Source organism: Anaerotignum sp. (genome assembly GCF_045122575.1).
GTDB lineage: Bacteria > Bacillota > Clostridia > Lachnospirales > Anaerotignaceae > Anaerotignum_A.
In genome coordinates this window covers 1-2,525 of the sequence record NZ_JBGVHV010000177.1, presented here as the reverse complement: position 1 = coordinate 2,525, position 2,525 = coordinate 1, and the positions used below count along the sequence as shown (strand labels likewise).

4 protein-coding genes are annotated in these 2,525 nt (G+C 47.9%); all 4 read right to left on the bottom strand.

Features of this window, described 5'->3' with window-relative positions; translation table 11 throughout:
* The coding region (locus ACJMLT_RS08940; protein ID WP_405729679.1) for an alanine/glycine:cation symporter family protein at positions 1-779 on the bottom strand (779 nt) is incomplete at its 3' end.
* Between the two features lie 252 nt (positions 780-1,031).
* Entirely contained in the window at positions 1,032-1,604 is a 573-nt protein-coding gene (locus ACJMLT_RS08935; protein WP_405729676.1) for a hypothetical protein, read from the bottom strand.
* Positions 1,605-1,743: 139 nt separating this feature from the next.
* Entirely contained in the window at positions 1,744-2,394 is a 651-nt protein-coding gene (gene yihA, locus ACJMLT_RS08930) for a ribosome biogenesis GTP-binding protein YihA/YsxC (RefSeq protein WP_405729673.1), read from the bottom strand.
* Positions 2,391-2,519: a S16 family serine protease gene (locus tag ACJMLT_RS08925; RefSeq protein ID WP_405729682.1), complete on the bottom strand. Its 129-nt coding sequence runs from the start codon at positions 2,517-2,519 to the stop codon at positions 2,391-2,393. Before ACJMLT_RS08925 ends, yihA begins: the two co-directional genes overlap by 4 nt.
* Positions 2,520-2,525: the final 6 nt, after the last annotated feature.

The following is a 2,525-nucleotide window of genomic DNA, read 5'->3' as shown; positions in this document are numbered from 1 at the left end:
GTCATAATGGATACCCCCACAAAGGCGCCGCCTGCAGCCGAAGGATCAAAAGCACTTCTGAAAATCACAGAAAAAGTATCCGGAATGTATGCTGCATTGATCAGCAGGATCACCAGACACCCCAGAATGTAGAACCCTGCCATGAAAGGCACCAGTTTTTCGCACACCTTGGAGATGGATTTTACCCCACCCAGAATGACCATCCCTGTGACTACGGTCAACACGATCCCCGTGATATTTTTGGAAATGCCAAAGGTATTCCGCACGGATTCTGCAATAGAATTCCCTTGGGTCATGTTCCCGATGCCGAAGCAGGCAATGGCTGTAAATACGGCAAAGAGAATGCCCAGCCATTTCTGCCCCAGCCCCCGTTCCAATGCATACATCGGGCCGCCGATGAAAGAGCCATCCTTCGCCCGCACTCTGTACTTAATGGAAAGAACTGCCTCGCCATATTTCGTTGCCATACCAAACAGCCCTGTCAGCCAGACCCACAGCACAGCCCCCGGGCCGCCCAGCCCGACTGCTGTAGCCACCCCGACGATATTCCCCGTACCAATGGTAGCCGCCATGGCCGTAGCCAGCGCCCCGAAGCCGGAAACATCGCCGCTGGCCTCTTTATCCGGTGTGATGGAAAGTTTGATGGCCTTGAAAGTCTTCCGCTGGATGATTCCTGTGCGGAAGGTCAGGAAAACATGAGTACCCACCAACAGGCACAGCATGACCGGCCCCCAGACGAAGCCATTGATGGTACTTACAAAATTGTTGAATGCTTCCATACGTCCCCCTCCTTAAAAAATATATAAGATCATTGCGGTTTATATGGAATTTATTCTATTCCGCGGGGGATTATGTCAGTTCCGTCAGTTAAGATTCCGTTCATAAAAAAAGAAGCCCGCTTGACGGGCTTCTCTCGCCTGCGGTGGTGTCGCTTGCGACAATCTACCTTTTCGCCGCAGTGCGATCCCACGGAGTGTTTTTACTCTATAAGAAACGCAATTTCTTATAGAGTAAAAAAAGCCTGAACAATATCAGGCTTCTTCTTTCTGTAATTTTTCTGCAATGTTTTCTTCCGCAGTTTCTTCTTTCTCCTCTTCCACGGGCTCTTCTTTCTCGCCCCTCATCAGGCCAAGGGCAAAAGAAAGGATGACCCCTGCCACTGCAATCTGAGGGACAGCGTACCCGAAACGCCAGATAAACTCAGGCACATAGAAAAAGGTTCCCAGCAGATTTACGCCCGTTTTACAGAGCACAGACAGACCAAGGAACAGCAGAATCACTCCAAACAAACGGCGGTGCTTTTCCGTCAGCCGCCAGTCCGGTCTGGCATCCACATAACCTGCAAAGAAAAAGTCATCCTTCACCTCCCGAAATTCCTCCTCTGTCATCTGACGCAGGTTATGGGTATGGAAAAAACTGTAGCACCAGATGACCGGCAAAATAAGCAGCAGTTCTTCCCAGTTCAGCCAGAAAGCCACCGCCGCAATGGCGCAGAATGCACTCAGCAGGCTGACCCCATGCTTATACAGCCCCATATACATCTCCCCTGCACCGGGACAACAGGAAAACACCAGCGTAAAAAAACGATTCTTTTTGTTTGTCATAAGAATTCCTCCTTTGTATGAAAACTTTTCCTGAACCTATCATAGCAAAGGATTTTTAGAACTTTTTTCAGCGTTTCTTAAGATTTTATAAATCTTTATAAAAAAGAAAGGCCATGGAGATTCCCATAGCCTTATCTGCTTATTCTTCTGTCTCTTCTTCGATCTCAATCATCTCGATCTCATCATCGGGGATATATTTTTCACCGCCGGGCAGGAATTTTTCGATTTCCGCCCACAGTTCGTCCACACCGGTCTTCTTTTCGCCGGAGAAAGGAATGAGTACATCGCCGGACTGCAGTTTCAGCGTCTTTCTGATGACAGAAAGATGTTTCTGGATCTGGCTGCGGTTAATCTTGTCGGATTTTGTTGCCGCAATGATGATATCAAAGCCGAAATGTTTCAGCCATTCGTACATCATGATGTCGTTTTTGCCGGGTTCATGGCGAATGTCGATCAGCAGGATGATCGCACGCAGTTCTTTTCTTTTCTGCAGATATTCCTCCATCATCATGCCCCATTTTGCCACTTCGGACTTAGGCACTTTCGCATAACCGTAGCCGGGCAGATCGACCACATACATCATATCATTTACGCCGTAAAAATTGATGGTTCTTGTTTTACCGGGCTGGGAAGATGTTCTTGCCAGAGCCTTTCTGCCAAGGATCGCATTGATGAGGGTAGACTTGCCTACGTTGGATTTACCTGCAAAAGCGATCTCAGGCAGTCCATCCTGCGGATAATGAGAAAAATTTGTCCCGATATATTTCAGATCACAATTTTTTACTTTCATGCTTTTTCCCCCTTCACCAGTGCTGTTTTCAGCACATCGTCCATGGTTTCTGCCAGAACGAATTCCATGCCTTCCTTGATTTCAGGCAGGATCTCATTCAGGTCTTTTTCATTTTCCTTGGGCAGGACAAC

What these genes read in the sequence shown, in the direction of transcription:
- ACJMLT_RS08935 (WP_405729676.1), bottom strand. Translation starts at nt 1,604, where the DNA reads ATGACAAACAAAAAGAATCGTTTTTTTACGCTGGTGTTTTCCTGTTGT.
- yihA (WP_405729673.1), bottom strand. Translation starts at nt 2,394, where the DNA reads ATGAAAGTAAAAAATTGTGATCTGAAATATATCGGGACAAATTTTTCT.